Origin of the sequence: Kitasatospora griseola, assembly GCF_014648555.1 — a bacterium.
In the GTDB taxonomy this organism is placed as follows: Bacteria; Actinomycetota; Actinomycetes; order Streptomycetales; family Streptomycetaceae; genus Kitasatospora; species Kitasatospora griseola.
Genome location: NZ_BMRI01000008.1, coordinates 185,239 through 204,234, shown reverse-complemented (window position 1 = coordinate 204,234; position 18,996 = coordinate 185,239). Strand labels below are relative to the sequence as shown.

Below are 18,996 nucleotides of genomic sequence, written 5' to 3'. Positions count from 1 at the left end.
CCGAGCACCGACCGTCCTGCACCGAGGAGCGACACACCCCGATGGCATCCGAGAAGAAGCGCCCGTCCCGCCGCAGCCTGATCGTCACCGCCGTGGCGGCGGCCGTGCTCGCGGGCGGCGGGGTGACGGCCTGGCAGCTGGTGGGCGGCGAGGAGGAGAGCCGTCCGCTGTCCACCGAGGAGGCGTCCCGACTGGCGCTGTCCCGGCTGAAGGTCTACCAGGCCAGCCCGCTGCGGGTGACGTTGAAGGCGCAGGAGGGCAACGGCATGGTGGTCGAGGTGCAGGGCGTGGTGGACTACCGCAGCAAGCACGCGGCGGGCAGCTACACCGTCAGCGGCAAGAACGGCACCATCGACCAGGGCCTGGTGGTGTGGGACACCGGCGGCCTGGGCCTGGCCAAGGCGCCCGCGGACGCGAGCGGCCCGGCCTGGGAACAGGCCGAGCACGTGCCGCGGGCCGGCTGGTCCTCGCGCAGCTACGGCACCGACCCGCTGGACGCCGGGCTCCAACTGCTGATCCAGCTGGGCGCGGACCGGCCCGACAACCCGCTGCTGCTGGTCCAGTCCGGGCCGCGCTGGCTCGGCCGGGACCGGATCGACGGCCGCGACTACGACCGGATCGCCGGCCCGCGCTCCCGCGACGCCGCCGACAAGGACACCGGCGCCACCTCCCCGATCACCTACTGGCTCGACGGCGACGGCGGCCTGCGCCGGGTCACCATGCGGATGGCCGGCCTCGGCACCCCGACCACCCTGGAGATCGGCGGTCAGGACGCCGGGGCCAAGCTTCCGGAAGCGCCCTGGGCGACAGCGGGCTGAGACGCCGTCAGACCGCGGCGGGCAGCGGGTAGCTGTCCGGGTCGACCTTGCCCGGCAGGTCCACGGCGGGGACGGCCGGGGCGTTCGGGTCGGCCATCGAAGGCTGCGCGGGCGGCACCGGCACGGCGTTGAACGCCATCCCTGGTGGGGCCTGCACCCCGGCGGCCCGGCCCGGCGGGACCTTGCCGCCGCCGCTCGCCCCGCACGCGGCCAGCTGCTCCAGGTCGGCGGGGCTCTGGGTGCCCGGGCTGTTGCCGGAGAAGCAGTTGCCCGGGTCGACGGCCGAACTGACCAGGTCCACACCGTTGCCGGTGGCCCGGTTCCCGGTCACCCGGTTGCCCGACGCGGGGTGCCCCGGTGGGTCGGTGACCACGACGCCCGCCGCCCGGTTGCCCTGGACGAGGTTGCGTTCGACCCGGTTGTCGGTGCCGCCGCCGATGCCGATCCCGATGCCGAAACCGCCGTCGGCCTGCTGCGGCGAGTCCGCCGAGTTGTTGTTCGCGACCACGTTGCCGGCGATCACCGCGGCGTGCTGCGGGGCCAGCGACTCCAGGTCGTTGGAGTTGACGGTCACGCCGACCCGGTTGTTCACCGCCCGGTTGCCCACCACGGTGAGGTTCTCCGAGGCGTTGGTGATCTCGATGCCGACCGCGTTGCGCTCCACCGTGTTGCCCCGCACCAGCGTGTTGCACGGCTTGCACTGACCGACGTAGATCCCCGAGTCGGCCATCCCGGACGCGTACGAGTCCTCGATGATCCCGTCCCGCGCGTCGAACGCGTAGATGCCGTACAGCGCGTTCCCGTACGACGTCACCTTGCTCGCCCGGAATCCCTGCACCGCCGGGAACCGGGTGGTGTCCAGCGGGTCGTACGCGGAGCCGCCCGCGCCGTGGCGCTGCAGCTTCTCGTCGGTGACGCCGGTGAACAGCACGCCGTTGGCCAGGAAGCCCCGCACGGTGAGGTTCTCGACCACGGTGCCCGCGCCGGTCGCGGTGATGCCGTTGATCAGCTTCAGGTCGCCGTCGAAGACCACCGTGTTGCGGTCCGAACCGCGCAGCACGATCCGGGGCTTGGTGATCCGCACGCTCTCCTTGTACACGCCGGGATGCACCAGGACGAGGTCGCCCGGGTTGGCGACGTCCACTGCCCGCTGCACCGTCGGGACGTCCTCGGGCACCTGGATCACCGTGCCCGGCGGGTGGCGGTCGGCGGACGTCGACGCCGACGAGGAACAGGCGGCGAGCGCCGGCAGCAGCAGGCCCAGCGCCACGAGGCCGGCCCGGAACCGGCGCGGACCGGTCCGACGGCGCATCAACGGGTGGAAATCATGGAGGAGTTGCATGAAACGTGTTCTATCGTCTCCAATAGCGGCCATGCACATCGAATCGGGGAACCCGCAGGACGCCGCCGCCACTGCCCGGCCCCGGATCGGCCGTCGGGCGCTGCTGTCGGCCGGCGCCGTGCTGGCCGCCGGGGCGGGCGCCGCGACCGCCACCGCCTTCGGCCGCAACCCCGGGCCCGTGCCGGCCGCCGCGCCGCCCGCCCCGATTCCGCACCACGGCGCGCGGCAGTCCGGCCTGACGTACCGCCAACTCCCCGCCACCAGGCTGCTGGCCCTCGACCTGCCCGCCTCCGCCGACCGCGAGGCGCTGCGCGGCCTGCTCGCCGGCCTCGACAAGGTGCTCGCCGCCGCGTCCGACGGCAGCCTCGCCGACCCGCGACTGGCCGCCGCCCCGATCTCCTCGCTGGTCGCGATCGGCCCCGCACTGGCCGCCCGGCTGAAGCTCGACGCGCCCGCCGAACTCGCCGAACTCCCGGCCTTCCCCGGTGACCGGCTCGACGAGAAGCGCGGCGGCGGCGACCTGCTGCTCCAGGTCTCGGCCGAACAGCCCTGGACCACCGGCGTCCTGACGGAGCATCTGCTGGCTTCGGCCAAGCCCACCGGGGCTACCCTGCGCTGGAGCCAGGCCGGCCTGCTGCCGCCCGTCCCCGACGGCGAGACCCCGCGCAACCTGTTCGGCTTCAAGGACGGCAGCGCCAACCCCGACCCTGCCGACCCCGGCCTCTGGCACTCCGACGGCACCATCCTGGTCTACCGCCGGATACGCATGGACAGCGCCGCCTTCACCGCGCTCCCGACCGACCGTCAGGAACTCGCGATGGGCCGCCGCCTCGCCTCCGGCGCCCCCCTCACCGGCACCGCCGAGCACGACGACCCCGACATCTACATCAAGCACCCCGACGGCTCCTACGTCATCCCCGCCGACGCGCACGTCCGCCTCAGCAGCCCCCGCCTCGACGGCGGCGCCCGGATGCTCCGCCGCGGCTACTCCTACGACGACGCCCCCGACGACCGCGGCCTCCTCTTCTGCGCCTTCATGCGCGACCCCGCCCTCTTCACCCGCGTCCAGAACCGCCTCGCCGGGAACGACGCCCTCAACCCCTTCCTCACCCACAACGCCTCCGCCGTCGCCTGGGTCCTCCCCGGCTCCCAGCCCGGCCGGCCGTTGGGTGCGACCCTCTGAGCTCCTCGGTACCCTGGGGCCGCCGATCCGGGAACGTGCGCAACTACCTTGACGGCAACGAGATCTGACGGACCGAGGATTTGCCTGGATGGGGATGGACATGTCCGACAACGCACGCCTCTCCGGGGAAGTCCTGCTGGACGTCGGGAGCCCCGAGGAGTACCGGGCGGTCGTCCTGCGGTTCCTCGGCGACGCGCTCGGTCGCGTCGAGGGCCTGCTGAAGGCGCGGGTCGAGGAACTGGCGGACGGGAGCGCCGGGCGGGTCCACGGCGACGCGCTCACCGGCCGGATCAAGCTGTCGGCCGCGTCGCTGGAGCTCGGCGGCATGTACCAGCACCGCCCCCACAGCCCCGAGAACCTCGCCTGGCTCGCCGACCGGGCGGCGGAGGGCCGGATCGTGTCCGCGCTGGCGGAGGTCGTCGGCCAGGGCGGCATCCACGTCGACGCGGTGTGCCATCTGCGCGCGTGGCGGGACGACGCCGACGACCGGTGGGCGGTCCTGCGGATGGAGACCCCGGACTCCGGCGCCCTGGTGGACAGCATCCGCGCGCTGGCCGAGCAGGTGGACCCGGTGTTCGGATCCATCGGCCACGGCGGGGACATGACCTGCACCGAACTGGAACACGCCCTCGGCCTCCGCGACCTCGGCGACACCTACGACGACGCCCGCCGGATCCTCCGGGGCTACGACTGGATCACCGTCGTACCACGGCAGTTGGCAGCCGAACACGGCGGCGCCGCAGCGTTCACCGGCTCGGCCCTCTCCACCGTCGACGAACTCCCGTCCGGCGCCCTGTGGCTGGCCGCCACCGAGGAGTTCGCCGACTACCGCGGCTCGGCGGTGTGGGCGATGTTCCAAGCGGTGGCCCCCATGCTCCCGACCGGCCTGCCGACCCGGCGGGAGTGGCTGGGCGTGCCATCGCAGGTGAGCCCGGTCGTCCTGGAGGACGCCGAGAAGTACGGCGCGACGCGGGCGTTCGATTCCTGATGGAGGAGAAGTGAAGCGCAGGCCCTGAGGGCCGATCGGCCGTCCCGTCAGGCCTGTTCGTGGTGGATCGGCCCCCTGGTGGTGGTGAGGGGCAGGCAGGTGCCGCCCCGGGTGTGGGCGACTAGTTCGGCGGCGATGGAGACGGCGGTCTCCTCGGGGGTGCGGGCGCCGAGGTCGAGGCCGATGGGGGAGTGGAGGCGGGACAGTTCGGCGGGGGTGAGGCCGGCTTCGCGGAGGTGGGTGAGGCGGTCGTGGTGGGTGCGGCGGGAGCCCAGGGCGCCGATGTAGGCGAGGGGGAGGCGGAGGGCCCGTTCGAGGAGGGGGAGGTCGAACTTGGCGTCGTGGGTGAGGACGCAGACGGCGGTGCGGGCGTCGAGCCGGGGGGCTTCGGCGTCGAGGTAGCGGTGGGGCCAGTCGACGACGATCTCGTCCGCGTCGGGGAATCGGCGGCGGGTGGCGAAGACCGGGCGGGCGTCGCAGACGGTGACGTGGTAGCCGAGGAACCTGCCGATGCGGGCGAGGGCGGCGGCGAAGTCCATGGCGCCGAAGATCAGCAGGCGCGGGGGCGGGACGTAGGACTCGACGAAGACGGTGGCGTCGCCGACCGGCAGGAGGCCGGTGCGGCCGGCGGCCAGCATGGCGCGGGTCTCGGCGACCACCGGGTGCGCGAGCGGGAGGGCGCCGTACGAGGCGTCGGGGGTGACGGTGAGGGTGCGGCCGAGCAGGGCCGGCGGTCCGTCGACGATCCGGGCCACCGCGACGGGGGCGCCGGAGGCGACCAGGCGGACGGCGGCGTCCAGGCCGGGGGAGGTGCCCGGGACAGCGGGGTGGACGAAGACGTCGAGGGAGCCGCCGCAGGTCGGGCCCACGGCGAAGGCGTCCTCGTCGCTGTAGCCGAAGTGTTCGAGGACGGGGGCGCCGGAGGCCAGGGCCTCCTGGCAGGACTCGTACACCGCGCTCTCCACGCAGCCCCCGGAGATCGAGCCGACGGCCTCGCCGTACGCGTCGACGGCGAGCGCCGCGCCCGGGCCGCGCGGGGCGCTGCCGGAGGCGCGGACCACGGTGGCGACGGCGAAGGGGCGTCCGGTGGTGTGCCAGTCGTGGAGTTGCGCGGCGATGTCCTGCACGAAAGGTGCTCCCTCCGGGTGGCTAGTGCACGCCGAGCCAGGACTTGATCGGGGCGAGGGCGAAGTAGACGACGAAGACGACCGTGAGGATCCACATCAGCACCCCGGGCTCGCGCCACTTGCCGGTGCCGGCCTGGACGACCGTCCAGGAGACGATGCCGGCCGCGACGCCCGCGGTGATGCTGTAGGTGAAGGGCATGACGACGCTGGTGAGGAAGGCGGGGACGGCGACCTCGCGGTCCGACCAGTCGATGAGCCGGGCCTGACTCATCATCAGCGAGCCGATCACCACCAGCGCGGCGGCGGCGACCTGGACCGGCACGATGGCGGCGAGCGGGGAGAAGAAGAGCATCAGGGAGAAGACGGCTCCGATGACGACGGAGGCCAGGCCGGTGCGGGCGCCGTCGCCGACGCCGGTCGCGGACTCCAGGAAGACGGTCTGCCCGGACGCCCCGGCCACGCCGCCGATCGCGCCGCCCGCACCGTCGATGAACAGCGCCTTCGACAGGCCCGGCATCCGGCCCTTGGAGTCGGCGAGGCCGGCCTCGGTGCCGACGCCGATGATGGTGGCCATCGCGTCGAAGAAGCCGGCCAGGACCAGGGTGAACACCGCGACGGAGGCGCTGATCGCGCCCATGCCCTGCGCACCGAACGCGCCGAACAGGTCGACGTGGCCGAAGAGGCCGAAGTCGGGTGCGGCGACCGGCGATCCCGGCCAGACCGGCGCGGAGCCGCCCCAGTCGTCGGCGGTCAGGCCGGCGGCCTTGTTGACGATCATCGCGGCCGCGGTGCCGACCGCGAGGCCGATCAGGATCGCGCCGCGCACGCCCCGGGCCAGCAGCACGAAGATCAGCAGCAGGGTGAGCGAGAAGAGCAGCACCGGCCAGCCCACGAGTTCGCCGAACGGGCCGAGGGAGAGCGGGGTCGGCCCGCCGGTGTGCACGAATCCGGCCTTGACGAAGCCGACGATGGAGATGAACAGGCCGATGCCGATGGTGATCGCGTGCTTCAGCGCCAGCGGAATGCCGTGCATGATCTTCTCGCGCAGGCCGGACACCACCAGCAGCACGATCAGCAGGCCGTAGATCACGCACAGGCCCATCGCCTGCGGCCAAGTGCTGTGCGGCACCACCAGCGCGGAGATCACGCCCGAGACGGACAGGCCGGCGGCGAGTGCGAGCGGCACCTTGCCGAACACGCCCATCACCAGGGTGGTGACGGCGGCGGCGAGCGCGGTGGCGGTGACCAGCTGGGCGTGGTCGAGGCGGTGCCCGGTGACGTCCGCGCCGCTCAGGATGATCGGGTTGAGCAGCAGGATGTAGGCCATCGCCATGAAGGTGGTGAGGCCGCCGCGGACTTCCGTGCCCACGGTGGACCCGCGCGCCGAGATCAGGAAGTACCGGTCCAGCGCGCCGCGCAAGGTGGGGCCGGGTTCCGCCGGGGTCTGTGCCATGTCGGTTCCAAGGGGTCAGGGCGTGTCGGTGAGGTGCTCCGGCCGGACCGGGATGCGGGTGAGCGCCTTCCCGGTGGCCTGCCGGATCGCCGCCACGATGGACGGCGTGGCGGAGACGGTCGGGGCCTCGCCGACGCCGCGCAGCCCGTACGGGGCGTGCGGGTCGGGGAGTTCGAGGAGTTCCACCGGGATCGGCGGGGTGTCGAGGATGGTCGGGATCAGGTAGTCGGTGAACGAGGCGTTGCGCACCTTGCCGTCCGTCAGCACGATCTCCTCCATCACCGCCAGGCCCAGCGCCTGCGTGCAGCCGCCGTGGATCTGGCCGACCACGGCGAGCGGGTTGAGCGCCCGGCCGACGTCCTGAACGGCCGTCAGTTCGACCACTCTGACCAGACCGAGCTCCACATCCACGTCCACCACGGCGCGGTTCGCGCAGAAGGAGTACTGGACGTGGCCGAAGCCCTGGCCGGTCTCCGGGTCCAGCGCGGCGGTCGGCCGGTGGCGGTGCACCCGGGTCTGCTCGACGGGCTCGTCGCCGAGCAGCTCGGCCAGCGGGGCGAGCACCCCGGCGGAGGCGGACACCACCTGACCGCCCGTCAGCGTCAGGTCGCGGTGCGTCCAGCCGTACCGGCGGCGGCCCCGGTCGAGCAGTACCTCGCGGACGGCCTCGGCGGCGAGCTTGACCGCGCCGCCCGTCATGTACGTCTGCCGGGACGCGGAGGTGGAGCCGGCCGAGCCGATCCCGGTGGTGGCGGGGTGGATGGTGACCCGCTCGACGCCGAGCTCGGTGCGGGCGATCTGGGCGTGCACGGTGATGCCGCCCTGGCCGACCTCGGCCGCCGCGGTGTGCACCAGGGCGACCGGCTCGCCGCCGATCACCTCCAGCCGGACCCGGGCGGTCGAGTAGTCGTCGAAGCCCTCGGAGAAGCCGACGTTCTTGATGCCCACCGAGTAGCCGACGCCCCGCACGATGCCCTCGCCGTGCGAGGTGTTGGACAGCGCGCCCGGCAGCGCGCGCTGGTCGGACGGGTCGAGCGGCGGCGGCAGCGGCCGGTCCTTGGCGCGCTGCAGCAGCTCGGCGACCGGCGCGGGCGCGTCGATCGGCTGCCCCGTCGGCATCAGGTCGCCCTGCGCGACGGCGTTCAGCTGCCGCAGCTCCACCGGGTCCATGCCGAGCGCGGCCGCCAGCCGGTCCATCTGCGACTCGTAGCCGAACGCGGCCTGCACGGCGCCGAAGCCGCGCATCGCCCCGCAGGGCGGGTTGTTGGAGTACAGCGCGAGGGCGTGCATCCGGACGTTCGGGATGACGTACGGGCCGTGGCCGAGCGAGGCGGCGTTGCCGGCCACGGCGGCCGAGGTGGAGGCGTACGCGCCGCCGTCCAGCACGATCCGGCAGTCCGCGAAGACCAGCTTCCCGTCCCGGGTGGCGCCGTGCTCGTAGCGCATCCGGGCCGGGTGGCGGTGCACGTGGCCGAAGAACGACTCGTCGCGGGAGTACACGATCTTGACGGGCCTTCGGGTGTGCAGCGCCAGCAGGCAGGCGTGGATCTGCATCGACAGGTCCTCGCGGCCGCCGAACGCGCCGCCCACCCCCGCCAGCGTCAGCCGGATCCTCTCCTCCGGCAGGGCCAGCACCGGGGCCATCTGCTGCCGGTCCGCGTGCAGCCACTGGGTGGCGATGTACAGGTCCACGCCGCCGTCCTCGGCGGGCACCGCGAGACCCGACTCGGGGCCGAGGAACGCCTGGTCCTGCATGCCGACCTCGTACTCGCCCGCCACGACCACGTCGGCCAGCGCCCGCACCTCGTCGGTGACGCCGCGGCCCGCCACCAGCCGCTGCTCGTGGCAGAGGTTGCCGTGCGCGCGGGCCTTGTACTCGTGCGGCTCGTGGACGTACCCGTGGGTCTCCGGATCCAGGCACTGCTGCTCGGTGGTGATCGGGGTGAGCACCTCGTAGTCGACGACGATCCGCTTCGCGGCCCGGCGGGCCGTCTCCGGATGGTCGGCGGCCACCAGGGCGACCGGCTCGCCCTGGTAGCGGACCTTGTCGACGGCCAGGGCCGGCTGGTCGGCGATCTCCAGGCCGTAGAACTTGGCGCCCGGGATGTCCTCGTGGGTGAGCACCGCGTGGACGCCGGGGACGGCGAGGGCCGCCGAGACGTCGACGGAGCGGATGTTCGCGCGCGGGTGCGGGGAGCGCAGCGCCGTGCCCCACAGCATGTCCTCGTGCCACAGGTCGGAGGAGTAGGCGAACTCGCCCTTCACCTTCAACGTGCCGTCGGGCCGCAGCGGGGACTGCCCGATGCCGTCCTTGGACGCCTGGTCGATCCGCTGCAGGTTCTTCTCGGCCTGGACCGGACGGGTCGTCATTCCCCGCCCCCCGCCCCTGCGATGCGGGCCGAGGCCAGCCGCACCGCGTCCATGATCTTCTCGTAGCCGGTGCAGCGGCACAGGTTGCCCGACAGCGCCTCGCGGATGTCGGCGTCGGACGGGCGCGGGCGCTGGGCGAGCAGGGCGTCGGTCTGCACCAGCAGGCCGGGCGTGCAGAAGCCGCACTGCACGGCGCCCGCGTCCAGGAACGCCTGCTGGACGGGGCCGAGCCCGCCGTCCGGGCCGGCCAGGCCCTCCACGGTGCGGACCTCGCGGCCCTGCACCTGACCGGCCGCCACCAGGCAGGCGCAGACCGGCACCCCGTCCAGGTAGACGGTGCAGGAGCCGCACTCGCCCTGCTCGCAGGCGTTCTTCGAACCCGGCAGGCCGACCCGCTCGCGCAGCACGTACAGCAGCGACTCGCCCTCCCACACGTCGTCGGCCTCGACCGGCCGGCCGTTCGCGGTGAACACCACCCTCATGCGGTCCTCCCCAGCTGCTCGCGGTAGTCGTTCCAGCACCAGGCCAGCGTGCGCCGGGCCAGCACCGCCAGGGCGTGCCGCCGGTACGCGGCGGTGCCCCGGACGTCGTCGATCGGATCGGCGGCGGCCGCCACCAGCTCGCCGAAACGCCGCACCACCCCGTCGGCCGGCGGGTCGCCGGACTCCCAGGCCAGCGCGTCCGCCAGGTACGCCTCGGCCAGGTCCGCCCGGCGCGGCGTCGGCGCGGCCGAGCCCAGGCCGGTGCCGACCGTGCGGTCCGCCGGGTGCAGTGCGAGGGCGAACGCGCACACCGCGATCACCATCGCGTTGCGGGTGCCGACCTTGGAGAACTGCTGCGGGCCGTCGGCGACCGGGATCCGCACCGCCCGGATCAGCTCGTCCGGGGCCAGGCAGTGGCGCTTCACCCCGAGGTAGAACTCGTCGATCGGGATCAGCCGCACCCCGCGCACCGAGTGCGCCTCCACCCGCACCCCGCGGCCCGCGGCCAGCAGCGCCGGATGCGCGTCGCCGGCCGGCGAGGCCGCGCCCAGGTTGCCGCCGACACTGCCCCGGTTGCGGATCTGCGGCGAGCCCACGGTCCGCGCCGCCAGCGCCAGCCCCGGCAGCGGAACGGACAGCTCGTCGATGATCCGGGCGTACGGCACGGCCGCGCCCAGCCGCACCGACGACCCGTCGGTGCTCCACTCCGTCAGTTCGCCGACCCGGTTCAGGTCGAGGATCGCGGACGGCCGGCGCAGGTCGAAGTTCAGCTCGACCATCACGTCGGTGCCGCCGGAGACCGGCAGCGCCCCGGGGTGCTCGGCCATCGCCACGAGCGCCTCGTCCCAGGTCGCGGGCCGAAGGAACTCCATGCGGTGCCTCCTCTCTTCGCCGGCGGACAGGGGCCCGGCGCCCCGGCCGGGGACGGCCCGGCCGACCGCCCGGCGGGCACCGCGGTGCAGCCCGGCGACGTGCAGGCCAGTGAACCGCCGTGGCCGGGGCCGCCGGCAGTCACCGATGGCACGAGGGCCGACGGTGCGCAGCCGCACTGTCCTGTACGTTCGTCCAATGTGGACGATCCACAGGCCCACCCGGGTCACCCTGGGCCGTCCTCGCCCCGGAATCACCCCCACGATTCACCCGCAGCACCCGCAGCACCCGCCGCACCGTCACGAAGGGCCCCGTCCATGCGCGTCCGCGACCTGCTCGCCCCCGGCGCACCCCGACTGCGCCTGCTCGCCGGCGAGGAGGAGCTCGACCGGCAGGTCACCGGAGTGATGACCACCGACCTCCAGGACCCGGGGCGGTTCCTGCACGGCGGCGAACTCGTCCTCACCGGCATGCTGTGGCGCACCGGCCCCGCCGACTCCGCGCGCTTCGTGCGCACCCTGGTGGCCGGCGGCGCCGCCGCGCTCGGCGCCGGCGAAGTGGAGGTCGGCCCCGTCCCCGACGACCTGGTCGCCGCCTGCCGACGCCACCGGCTGCCGCTGCTCGCCGTCCCCGACGACATCGCCTTCGGCGCCGTCACCGAGTACGTCGGCCGGCACGTCTCCGCCGGCCGCGCCGCCGACCTCGCCGCGCTGGTCGACCGGCACCGGCTGCTGGTGTCCGCCGGCGGCGCGGGCGGCCTGGACGCCGTCCTCGACCTGCTCGGCGGCGACCTCGACCTGGACTGCTGGGTGCTCACCCCCACCGGCCAGGTGGTCGCCGGCCCCGCCGACCGCCTCGCCCCCGAGGACCGCGACCGCCTCGCCCGCACCCACCTCGCCGCCCAGCAGCGCGGCCAGCACCCCCCGCACCGGGTCCGCCTCGCCGACGGCGCCTACTCGCTGCTGCCCGCCGCCGAGACCGCCACCGGCACCCCGCTCGCCGACTGGATCCTCGCCGTGGCCGGCGACCTCACCGAATGGCCCGCCAAGCGCCGCCAGCTCGCCGAGAACCTGGCCCGGCTGGTCGCCGCCGAACGCACCCGCCGCGACGACGGCCGCCGGCTGCGCCGCCGGATCGCCGACGAGCTCCTCGCCCTGCTCCGGCGCGACGCCGACCCCGCCGACCTCGCCCGCGTCCTGCACGGCGAGGGCCGGCCGCACTGGCTGGTGCTGTCCGCCGACGCCGCCGGCCTGCCCGACGGCGCGCTGCGCCCGGTCCTCGAAGAGGCGCTGCCGGCCACGGCCCTGGTCGCCGCGGACGGCCCGACCGGCGCCGTCGCTGTGCTGCCCGCCCCCGACACCGCCGTCCCCGACGCCGCCGCCGCTCCCACCGACGACGTGCGCGCGCTGCTGGCCCCGCTGGAGGCCGGACTCGACGCCGGGAGCCGGATCACCGTCGGCGTCGCCGCGCCCGTCGCCGAGTCGGGCGGCCTGCGCGGCGCCCTGGAGGAGGCCCGGCACGCCCGCCGGGTCGCCGACGCCCGGGCCGGCCGGATACGGGTCGCCGGCCCCGAGGACCTCGCCTCGCACGTGCTGCTGCTGGCCGCCGTCCCCGACGAGGTCCGGCGGGCGTTCCGGTCCCGGCTGCTGGACCCCGTCACCGCCTACGACCGGGAGCACCAGGCCGACCTGCTGCACACCCTGGCCGCGTTCCTGCGCGCCGACGGCTCCTGGACGCGCTGCGCCGCCCAGCTGCACGTGCACGTCAACACGCTGCGCTACCGGATCGGCCGGATCGAGGAGCTCACCGGCCGTGACCTGTCCCGGCTGGAGGACCGGGTCGACTTCTACCTGGCCCTCCAGCTGGGCTGACGGGCCGTCAGGCGGCGCTCCGGCGCCGGCCGCGGGGCCGGCGCGGGTACGGGAACAGCCGGGGCCGGCGCTTGGCCGCCACATCCTCGACCCAGCCGAAGACCAGCACCAGCAGGGCCAGCAGCGGGATGCCGACCAGCAGGGTGAACCACTGGCTGGTCAGCAGCCACTTCAGGTGCTGGAAGAAGAAGTCGACGCCCCACAGCCGGTCGATCAGTGGGACGGCCAGCACCAGCGCCGTCACGTGCCACAGGTAGACGCTGACGGCCCGCGAGTTCAGCAGGCTCACCAGGCCGTTCCAGCGCTCCAGCGGCGCGGGCCACTGCTCCCAGGACGGGCTGATGTGCAGGAGCATGGCGACGAAGCCGAGGGACCACACCGCCTGGGCGATCGGCCAGGCCTCGATGTCGGTCGGCTGGGTCGGGTCGACCGGCCGGGTCTGCAGGTACCAGAAGCCCGCCACCATGACCAGCGGCGCGATCGACGGCAGCACGTACTGCGGGATCTTCCGCAGCAGCCCCTCCTGGTGGGCCATGCCGAGGATCCAGCAGGAGCCGAACATGGCGAAGTCGTTGGCGGTCTCCCAGACCCGCGGATAGACGACGTCCTGGTCGACGAAGAACACGTTCATGACGATCACGATCGCCAGCGGGGTGCACAGCGTCAGCACCGGGAAGCGGCGCAGGGCCTTCAGCATCAGCGGCGACAGCAGCACGTACCAGAGGTACGCCCGCAGGTACCAGAGCGGCACCACCAGCTGGGTCGCCCAGCCGGACTCCAGGTGGCCGCCGAAGCCGTGCAGCCCGTCCGTCGCGTACGGCGGGGTGCTCAGCGGCAGCACCCAGAACGCCAGCTTCGCCCACCACCAGGTGGGGTGGCCGTCGGAGTGCGGGCCGCCGCCGTCGAGGACCTGGAGGGTGACCACGATCGCGCCGAACAGCCACATCGGCGGCAGCAGGCGGCGCAGCCGGCCGCGGATCACGCCGAGCGCGGGGCGGCTCAGCGAACGGGTCATCAGCGAGCCCGCCAGCGCGAACATCACGCCCATCGACGGGAACAGCAGCGGCAGCCAGAACCAGCCGAAGTTGTGGTACAGCACCACGCGGACCAGCGCCAGGGCGCGCAGCAGGTCGAGGTAGCGGTCGCGGCCGCCGGTGCGGGCGGGCGGCGGCGGGTCGGCGGGCAGCTCCCGGCGCAGCTGCTCGGGGATCCGCAGCCGAATGGTGTCGCTCATGGTCAGCCCTCCACCGGTGCGGCGGCGACCTCGCCGGTGCGCCGGAGCTTCTGCCAGCGCAGCCGGCCACCGGTGAACGCGGTGATCGTGGACTGCAGCAGGACGATGTACATCAGCTGCCGGTACACCACCTGCTGGATCGGCAGGCTGATCAGGTGCCAGGGCTTCTCCCGGTCGAGCCGGAAGGCGTACCAGGACAGCAGCGCCTGCAGCGCGATGAAGGCGCCCCAGCTGGCCAGCGTGATCGGGGCGTCCGTGAACAGCACGCCGTACAGCAGGAACAGGTCGACCAGCGGCGCCAGCAGCGGGGCGACCACGCCGAACAGCACCACCAGCGGCAGTCCGATCCGGCCGAACCGGCCGGCCGGGCCGCGGGCGATCACCGCGCGGCGGTGCTTCCACATCGCCTGCATGGAGCCGTAGCTCCAGCGGTAGCGCTGCGACCAGAGCTGCTGGAGGCTGGCCGGCGCCTCGGTCCAGGCGCGGGCGCGCTCGGCGTAGACGATCCGCCAGCCGTCGCTGAGCACCGCCATGGTGATGTCGGTGTCCTCGGCGAGGGTGTCGTCGCTCATCCCGCCGACCCGCCGCAGCGCCTCCTTGCGGAACGCGCCGACCGCGCCGGGGATGGTCGGGATGACGTTCAGCACGTCGTACATCCGGCGGTCCAGGTTGTGGCCGAGCACGTACTCGATGTGCTGCCAGGCGCCGATCAGGCTCTCCCGGTTGCCGACCTTGGCGTTGCCCGCGACCGCGCCGATCTTCGGATCGGCGAACGGCTGGACCAGCTCGCGCACTGTGGACGGCTCGAACACGGTGTCGCCGTCCATCATCACCACGATGTCGTACGAGGCCGCCGCGACACCGGCGTTGAGCGCGCTGGGCTTGCCGCCGTTGACCTTGCGGATCAGCCGGACGAACGGCAGGTCCATCTCCTCGACGATGTCCGCGGTGCCGTCCGTCGAGCCGTCGTCGATGACGATCACCTCGATCGGATAGTCACTGGCCGCCAACGAGTTCAGGGTGTTGGCGATGCACTCGCGCTCGTTGTACGCCGGGACCAGCACGGTGACCGGCCGGGTGACGGGCGGCCCCCAGGCGCCCTGCCGCTTGGAGCGGCGGGCGTGGATCGGGGCGAGCACGACCATCAGCGCGAATCGGCCGAAGTTCAGGAAGCCGACCAGGGCCATCAGGCCGACCAGCACCGGCAGGGTGTGCACGGCGACCTGGGTGGCCCAGATGAAGCCCTTGCCCGCCCACAGCTGGAAACCGTGCACCGGCACCGTCCCGGGGGAGGCGCCGAGCGCGTCGGAGATGGTGGTGAAGCGATAGCCCTCGCCCTGAAGCTTGACGATGATCTGCTCCAGCGCGGCGACCGTCTCGGCGCGGTCGCCGCCCGCGTCGTGCAGCAGGATCAGCTCGCCCGCGCCCGGCGTGGCGGGCATCGCCGCCTTGACGATCTCCTCGACGCCGGGACGCTTCCAGTCGTCGGTGTCGCGGTCGATGAACGCCGTCAGATAGCCGTGCCCGCCCACGTACTTGATGATCGGGTAGTTCCAGTCGTCCAGCGCCGCGGAGTTGGAGGAGTACGGCGGCCGGAACAGCGAGCTGTGCACACCCGCGACGCCGGCCAGCGCCAGCTGGGTCTGCGCCAGCTCCCAGCTGATCCGGGCGTGCGACTGGTACACCAGGTCGGGGTGGGTGAAGGTGTGCAGGCCGATCTCGTGGCCGCCCGCGACGATCTGCCGGATCAGCTCCGGGTTGCGGGTGGTCATCGCGCCGGTCACGAAGAAGTCCGCCCGGATGTCGTGCGCCTTCAGCACGTCCAGGACCTTCGGCGTCCACTCCGGCGAGGGGCCGTCGTCGAAGCTCAGCACCACCGTCTTGTCGGGGATCCGGTAGCTGACCGGGTTCGCCTGCTTGTCCCCGCGCGCGTCGATCACCGGGCCGCCGTTGAGCAGGTTCTCCGGGACGGTGTCCTTGTCGACGGAGACGGCGATCCGGGTGTCGTGGAACACCTCGTTGGTGGCCAGCCCGCGCAGCACCAGCAGCGCCAGCAGGCAGGCCAGCAGGGACAGCGGCATGACGAAGCGCAACGGCGGCGCGGCCAGTCGGCGCGGCCTCAGCAGGGACTGCCGGCGGCGCTGGTGGCGGGACAAATGGCGCTCCTGGAAAGGGTGGTGCGGATGGATCAGGGGTACGTGGCCGACCGGGTCAGGGGTGCTTGGTCGACTTCGCCGAATTCCCCGAAGGCGTCGCCCCGTGCGTCCCGGTGCTGGGCTTCGAGGTGCCGGCCGAATTGCCCGGCCGCGGCGACGTGGAGCGGGCCGGCGTCCCGGACGAGGACGCGGACGGGGACGCGGACGGCGAGGGGGACGGGGCGGCCGAAGGAGCCGTGGTCGGCGCGGGCTGCGCCGGGATCTCCATCGCCGGGGCGTCCGCCTGAACGCCGATCAGACTGCCGCCCATCGCGACCGCCAGCACCGCGCCCACCACCGACACCGGCCAGCCGAGCCCGCGCAGCAGCCTGCCGCGCAGCCCGGACTCGTCGACGAACACCGGTTCGGGCAGCGGCTCCTCGGCCTCCGGGCCGGGTGTGCCGGGCTGGAACAGGTGCTCCGATCCGCGCTCGGAGGAAGGCATGGCAGAGCGCACCGAGCGAGGCCTTTCAGGGCAGGGAGGGAAGGTGTGAAGACCGCGGGAGCGTAACTCGAACGCTAGTGCACCGTCCTGGGACGAATTGGGCCCGATGTCCAATTTCGACGCGTTCCGCGTCAGGGTTGTAATCGGATCGAGACCCCTACGGGTGCGTACCAGGTTTAGACCTGTGTACGGATCGTCGATCACGGCCCCGATCCGCCCCGGCCGGGCCGTCCCCGCGGCGAAGCCGGAGGTGAGCACGGTTAGGATGACCGCCTCCGACCGGTCGTCGATCACCGCGCAGCAGGCGTGTTCCAGCTGACACCGCTGCGCCCCAAGGAGTTTGTGTGCGCCAGCCCCGCCGCTTTCCGCGCCCTCGTGCGTGGAGCGTGATCACGCTGCCGACCCTGCTGTGCGCGCTCGCGGCGTGCACCGGCGACCCTGCCTCCGGTGGAGACTCCGGCGCGAAGGGCACGTCCGCCGCCAGTGCCTCGCCGACGCCCAGCGGACCGCCGGGAACGATGTTCGACACCTTCAAGTACAGCGGCCCCGACGACCCCGCCTTCGCCGCGCACGGCTGGCAGGTCCGCGACGGCGGCGGCGGCCCCGGCATCAAGGACACCTGGTCCGCGGCCGGCGCCTCGTTCCCCGCCGACCCGACGGCGCAGGGCGGCCGGGCGCTGCAGCTGCGCTCGTCCACCGACGGCACCAAGCAGGGCACCAAGCAGGTCGAGGTGCAGAGCACCCGCACCAACCTGTTCCACGGGACCTTCGCCGCCCGGATCCACTTCAGCGACAAGCCCTCGACCGGCCGCACCGGCGACCACGTCGTGCAGACCTACTTCCCGATCTCGCCCGCCGACGACTCGGCGAACTACAGCGAACTCGACTTCGAGTACCTGCCGAACGGCGGCTGGGGCGCGCCGGGCCCGAAGCTCGACACCACCAGCTGGTTCAAGGCCGACCCGCCGGACCGCGTCACCCGCGCGGCCAAGCAGCGGATGGAGGGCTGGCACACCATGGTGATCACCGCCATGGACGGGAAGGTCGTCTACTCCATGGACGGCAAGGAGCTGTTCACCAGCTCCGACAAGTACGTCGCGCGCGAGAAGATGGACATCCACTTCAGCAACTGGTTCATCGACCTGCTGCCCTCGATCACGGGCCAGCGCAGCTGGGACATGAAGGTCAACTGGTTCTACTACAAGGCCGACCAGGCGCTCTCCCCGGCCGACGTCCAGCAGGCGGTGGACGGCTTCTACGGCGCGGGCACCGACTACGTCAACACGCTGCCGAAGTCCTGACCCCGCGCCACGCGAAGGGCCCGGCCGCGAGTGCGGCCGGGCCCTCGTGCGTGCGGGGCGTCAGTGCTGGGCGGGGATGATCGTGGTCAGCCAGGTGAAGATGCTCGGGACCAGCTGCTTCCAGACGTCGCTGCTGTGCGGGCCGGTGGTCTCCTGCGTGGTCACCGTGGTCGGGGCCTTGGCCGCGGCCTTCAGCGCCTCGCCGCCCTCCAGGCCGTCGCCCTTGTTGCCGGTGACGTACAGCGCGACCTTCGGCGGGGTCTTGGCGTTCTTCAGGATGTACAGCGGGTTGGAGATCTCCTTCAGGTGCGGGTCCTTCGCGGTCAGCGACTGGCCCTCCGCACCCGGGTCGTTGTAGCCGGAGAGGCTGATGCCGGCCCGGTAGCGGTCCGGGTGCTCCAGCGCCAGCTTGGCCGCGCAGTGCCCGCCCGCGGAGTAGCCGGCCACCGCCCAGCGCTCGGCCGAGGTGTCGACCCGGAAGTTGTCCAGCACCATCTGCGGCACGTCCCGGGACAGCCAGGTGTCGGCGTTGACCTTGCCGGGCACGTCCGCGCAGCCGGTGTCGGTGGAGTCGCCCAGCAGGTTGGTGCGCGGCGAGACCAGGATGAACGGGGCGACCTGCCCGCTCTGCATCATCGGCTTCAGCTGCTCGGAGACCCGCAGCGTGCCGTACCAGGTCTTCGAGGAGCCCGGCCAGCCCGGCAGCAGCTCGACCACCGGGAAGGTCTTGTCCTTGTACGCCGGGTCGTTGTACTGCGGCGGCAGCCAGACCAGCACCTCGCCGTCGACGCCGGAGACCGCGCCCTTCAGGTCGGTGGTCTGCACGTCGTTCGGCACCTTCGGGTCACCGACCGGCTTGAACTGCTGGATCACCTTGGTGCGCTGCGGCTTGGAGTCGTTGCCCGGGGCGGCGCTGCCGCCGGCCTCGGCCTGCACGTTCGGCACCGCGCGGACGTGGTTGCCGGTGCCCAGCAGGTCGTCCCAGCTGCCGTAGATCAGGTTGGCGTTGTTCACCATGACGAAGACCATCATCACCGCGGTGATCTGACAGACCAGCAGCATCACGATCCGGGACAGCACCTGCACCGGCTGGGGCCCGCGGACCCGGCCCCACAGCAGCAGCGCCGCCGCGATGGAGATCGGCACCAGGATGATCGTCAGAATAAGGAAAGGGGTGCCTGTCAGCTGCATCGGGTCTCTCGAATCGGGTCGTCCGGCCGTCCGGGGCAGGGTCCCCCGGTTCGCACATCACACTTGTCAGACTGCGTCAAACACACGATCAGTTGCTGGCGACACCCGCAGAAACCTGAGAGGAAC

Annotated in this window: 15 protein-coding genes; 5 read left to right on the top strand and 10 right to left on the bottom strand. The window is 73.0% G+C overall.

Annotated features, from left to right (window positions below; genetic code table 11):
• Positions 1-41 precede the first annotated feature (41 nt).
• Entirely contained in the window at positions 42-818 is a 777-nt protein-coding gene (locus IEZ12_RS13300) for a hypothetical protein (RefSeq protein WP_189272224.1), read from the top strand.
• 7 nt (positions 819-825) lie between these two features.
• Here IEZ12_RS13300 and IEZ12_RS13295 read toward each other — a convergent pair whose 3' ends face one another.
• Entirely contained in the window at positions 826-2,160 is a 1,335-nt protein-coding gene (locus tag IEZ12_RS13295) for a right-handed parallel beta-helix repeat-containing protein (RefSeq protein WP_229847495.1), read from the bottom strand.
• 31 nt (positions 2,161-2,191) lie between these two features.
• Between IEZ12_RS13295 and IEZ12_RS13290 the strand changes: the two genes are divergently transcribed.
• A complete protein-coding gene (locus IEZ12_RS13290) occupies positions 2,192-3,343 on the top strand; it encodes a Dyp-type peroxidase (protein WP_229847494.1) in 1,152 nt (383 codons plus the stop codon).
• A gap of 100 nt (positions 3,344-3,443) precedes the next feature.
• Complete coding sequence (locus IEZ12_RS13285) at positions 3,444-4,331, top strand: hypothetical protein (RefSeq protein ID WP_189272223.1); 888 nt, start codon at positions 3,444-3,446, stop codon at positions 4,329-4,331.
• A 47-nt stretch (positions 4,332-4,378) separates the two neighbouring features.
• Here the strand turns inward: IEZ12_RS13285 and IEZ12_RS13280 are convergent, their stop codons facing one another.
• The 5 genes from IEZ12_RS13280 to IEZ12_RS13260 are packed head-to-tail and all read right to left on the bottom strand — an operon-like array spanning position 4,379 to position 10,635.
• Positions 4,379-5,458, bottom strand: coding sequence for an XdhC family protein (locus IEZ12_RS13280; protein ID WP_189272222.1), 1,080 nt, complete (start codon positions 5,456-5,458; stop codon positions 4,379-4,381).
• 22 nt (positions 5,459-5,480) lie between these two features.
• Entirely contained in the window at positions 5,481-6,911 is a 1,431-nt protein-coding gene (locus tag IEZ12_RS13275; RefSeq protein WP_189272221.1) for an NCS2 family permease, read from the bottom strand.
• Between the two features lie 15 nt (positions 6,912-6,926).
• Positions 6,927-9,281: a xanthine dehydrogenase subunit D gene (pucD, locus tag IEZ12_RS13270; protein ID WP_189272220.1), complete on the bottom strand. Its 2,355-nt coding sequence runs from the start codon at positions 9,279-9,281 to the stop codon at positions 6,927-6,929.
• Positions 9,278-9,763, bottom strand: a complete 486-nt coding sequence (locus tag IEZ12_RS13265; RefSeq protein ID WP_189272219.1) for a (2Fe-2S)-binding protein — start codon at positions 9,761-9,763, stop codon at positions 9,278-9,280. Before IEZ12_RS13265 ends, pucD begins: the two co-directional genes overlap by 4 nt.
• Positions 9,760-10,635 (bottom strand): FAD binding domain-containing protein, encoded by an 876-nt coding sequence (locus IEZ12_RS13260; protein WP_189272218.1) that lies wholly within the window; start codon positions 10,633-10,635, stop codon positions 9,760-9,762. The genes IEZ12_RS13265 and IEZ12_RS13260 overlap by 4 nt, the downstream gene beginning before the upstream one ends.
• A gap of 315 nt (positions 10,636-10,950) precedes the next feature.
• Between IEZ12_RS13260 and IEZ12_RS13255 the strand changes: the two genes are divergently transcribed.
• On the top strand, positions 10,951-12,504 hold the full coding sequence (locus tag IEZ12_RS13255; protein WP_189272217.1) for a PucR family transcriptional regulator: 1,554 nt from the start codon (positions 10,951-10,953) through the stop codon (positions 12,502-12,504).
• Positions 12,505-12,511: 7 nt separating this feature from the next.
• Here IEZ12_RS13255 and IEZ12_RS13250 read toward each other — a convergent pair whose 3' ends face one another.
• The 3 genes from IEZ12_RS13250 to IEZ12_RS13240 form a co-directional block, all read right to left on the bottom strand.
• Positions 12,512-13,738: an acyltransferase family protein gene (locus IEZ12_RS13250; protein WP_189272216.1), complete on the bottom strand. Its 1,227-nt coding sequence runs from the start codon at positions 13,736-13,738 to the stop codon at positions 12,512-12,514.
• 2 nt (positions 13,739-13,740) lie between these two features.
• Positions 13,741-15,819 (bottom strand): bifunctional polysaccharide deacetylase/glycosyltransferase family 2 protein, encoded by a 2,079-nt coding sequence (locus tag IEZ12_RS13245; protein WP_189272302.1) that lies wholly within the window; start codon positions 15,817-15,819, stop codon positions 13,741-13,743.
• A gap of 130 nt (positions 15,820-15,949) precedes the next feature.
• Positions 15,950-16,378 (bottom strand): hypothetical protein, encoded by a 429-nt coding sequence (locus IEZ12_RS13240; protein WP_189272215.1) that lies wholly within the window; start codon positions 16,376-16,378, stop codon positions 15,950-15,952.
• A gap of 386 nt (positions 16,379-16,764) precedes the next feature.
• Between IEZ12_RS13240 and IEZ12_RS13235 the strand changes: the two genes are divergently transcribed.
• On the top strand, positions 16,765-17,679 hold the full coding sequence (locus IEZ12_RS13235) for a glycoside hydrolase family 16 protein (RefSeq protein ID WP_189272214.1): 915 nt from the start codon (positions 16,765-16,767) through the stop codon (positions 17,677-17,679).
• 60 nt (positions 17,680-17,739) lie between these two features.
• Here the strand turns inward: IEZ12_RS13235 and IEZ12_RS13230 are convergent, their stop codons facing one another.
• Entirely contained in the window at positions 17,740-18,825 is a 1,086-nt protein-coding gene (locus IEZ12_RS13230; protein WP_308431032.1) for an alpha/beta hydrolase, read from the bottom strand.
• Between the last annotated feature and the right edge of the window lie 171 nt (positions 18,826-18,996).

Bases quoted from the DNA above. Each gene is read 5' to 3' on its own strand.
- IEZ12_RS13300 (WP_189272224.1), top strand. From the start codon at position 42: ATGGCATCCGAGAAGAAGCGCCCGTCCCGCCGCAGCCTGATCGTCACC.
- IEZ12_RS13295 (WP_229847495.1), bottom strand. From the start codon at position 2,160: ATGCAACTCCTCCATGATTTCCACCCGTTGATGCGCCGTCGGACCGGT.
- IEZ12_RS13290 (WP_229847494.1), top strand. From the start codon at position 2,192: ATGCACATCGAATCGGGGAACCCGCAGGACGCCGCCGCCACTGCCCGG.
- IEZ12_RS13285 (WP_189272223.1), top strand. From the start codon at position 3,444: ATGTCCGACAACGCACGCCTCTCCGGGGAAGTCCTGCTGGACGTCGGG.
- IEZ12_RS13275 (WP_189272221.1), bottom strand. From the start codon at position 6,911: ATGGCACAGACCCCGGCGGAACCCGGCCCCACCTTGCGCGGCGCGCTG.
- pucD (WP_189272220.1), bottom strand. From the start codon at position 9,281: ATGACGACCCGTCCGGTCCAGGCCGAGAAGAACCTGCAGCGGATCGAC.
- IEZ12_RS13265 (WP_189272219.1), bottom strand. From the start codon at position 9,763: ATGAGGGTGGTGTTCACCGCGAACGGCCGGCCGGTCGAGGCCGACGAC.
- IEZ12_RS13260 (WP_189272218.1), bottom strand. From the start codon at position 10,635: ATGGAGTTCCTTCGGCCCGCGACCTGGGACGAGGCGCTCGTGGCGATG.
- IEZ12_RS13255 (WP_189272217.1), top strand. From the start codon at position 10,951: ATGCGCGTCCGCGACCTGCTCGCCCCCGGCGCACCCCGACTGCGCCTG.
- IEZ12_RS13250 (WP_189272216.1), bottom strand. From the start codon at position 13,738: ATGAGCGACACCATTCGGCTGCGGATCCCCGAGCAGCTGCGCCGGGAG.
- IEZ12_RS13245 (WP_189272302.1), bottom strand. From the start codon at position 15,819: ATGCCGCTGTCCCTGCTGGCCTGCCTGCTGGCGCTGCTGGTGCTGCGC.
- IEZ12_RS13240 (WP_189272215.1), bottom strand. From the start codon at position 16,378: ATGCCTTCCTCCGAGCGCGGATCGGAGCACCTGTTCCAGCCCGGCACA.